Origin of the sequence: Streptomyces boncukensis (assembly GCF_011045075.1) — a bacterium.
GTDB classification, from domain to species: Bacteria; Actinomycetota; Actinomycetes; order Streptomycetales; family Streptomycetaceae; genus Streptomyces; species Streptomyces boncukensis.
The window spans coordinates 1-1,491 of the sequence record NZ_JAAKZZ010000943.1; the positions used below are offsets into that span (position 1 = coordinate 1).

Sequence of the window (1,491 nt, forward strand, 5' to 3'; positions counted from 1 at the left end):
GGGGGGTGCCTCTATGTCCTTCGTCAAGCGAGGCGGGGGGTTCTGGGTTCGTAGAAGGTGCCGTCGCGGAGCATCGCGAAGATGACGCTGATGCGGTGGCGGGCGAGGCGGAGGAGGGCTTGGGTGTGGGTCTTTCCCCGGGCCCGGCATTTGTCGTAGTAGGTGCGCGAGGCGGGGTCGTGCAGGGCGGCGAACGCGGACAGGAACATCGCGCGTTTGAGCTGCCGGTTGCCGCTGCGGGGTGCGTGTTCGCCGTGGATCGAGGTCCCCGAGGACTTCGTGGTCGGGGCGAGACCGGCGTAGGAGGCCAGGTGGGCGGCGGTGGGGAAGCCGGTGCCGTCGCCGATGGTGACCAGCAGGGTGGCGGCGGTCCTGACGCCGACGCCGGGCAGCGACGTCAGGACCTTCGAAAGAGGGTGGTCCTCCAGCAGGGCTGTGATCTGGGCTTCCATCGCCCGTCGTTGTTCGTGGACGGCGCCGAGCGAGCGGGCCAGAGACGGGATCACGACGTCGAGCGTGCCCGTTCCCGGGACGACGACGGTCTGCTCGTCGAGCGCGGTGAAGACCTCGTCGATCAGCCGTTGGGCCATGCGCGGGGCCTTGGGCCGGATGAGCTCGACGAGCCTGCGGCGTCCGGCTTTGCGCAGCGCGGCCGGGGATCCGTAGCGTTCCAGCAGCCAGGTCACGGCCTGATGGTCGAGCCGGGGGCCCAGGACGCGCTCCAGGCTGGGGTGGAACTGGGTGAGCAGGCCGCGGATCCGGTTGGAGGTGCGGGTGGCCTCGGCCGCGAGGTCCTGGTCGAATCCGGCCAGGACGGTCAGCTCGGCGGTGATCTCGTCGGTCGCCTGAAGCGAGCGCAGGGTGTGCGGCATGGTCCGGGCGGCGTCCGCGATCACGGCCGCGTCGCGGGCATCGGTCTTGGCCTCGCCCGGGTAGAGGTCGGCGATCCGCCGCATCGACAGGCCCGGCAGATAGGCCACCTTGCAGCCCGCGTCGCGGGCGACGGTCAGGGGCAGGGCACCGATGGAGGCGGGCTGGTCCACGATGACCAGGACGGTGCCGAACTTCTCTCGGAGCTTGTCGAAGACGGCCCGCAGCTTCGGTTCGGTGTTGGACAGTTGCTTGTCGAAGACCTTCTTGCCGGCCGGGGTGAGTCCGTGCCCGTGGTGGGCGCTCTTGCCGACATCCAGGCCCAGGAAGACGCCTGCCTCATCACTGTCGTTCAAGCCGTCCTCCCGAACGGGTTCGTACGGTGCTGGCCGGGGCGTTGACGCCGTGCGCGCATCCACGTTATGCAGACCTGCCGCCCGCGTGAGGCCGGGCGTTGCGCCCGGCGGGGCGGTGTCGGACCTCTCATCAGCGTCTCCAACGGCGCCTCTCGGGCCCGGTGGCACCACCCCCCAGGTCATCGACTTCCAACAGGGGGGAACAGCCATGCCGGGCCCGGAGGCCAGCAGCCCTCTTGCAGGACCGCGAAGACCATAACGGGGG

General features: G+C 70.2%; 1 protein-coding gene. It reads right to left on the reverse strand.

Translation table 11 applies throughout. From position 1 onward, the window contains the following. Window positions 1-23 precede the first annotated feature (23 nt). Entirely contained in the window at window positions 24-1,226 is a 1,203-nt protein-coding gene (locus G5C65_RS37185; RefSeq protein ID WP_165303448.1) for an IS110 family RNA-guided transposase, read from the reverse strand. Window positions 1,227-1,491: the final 265 nt, after the last annotated feature.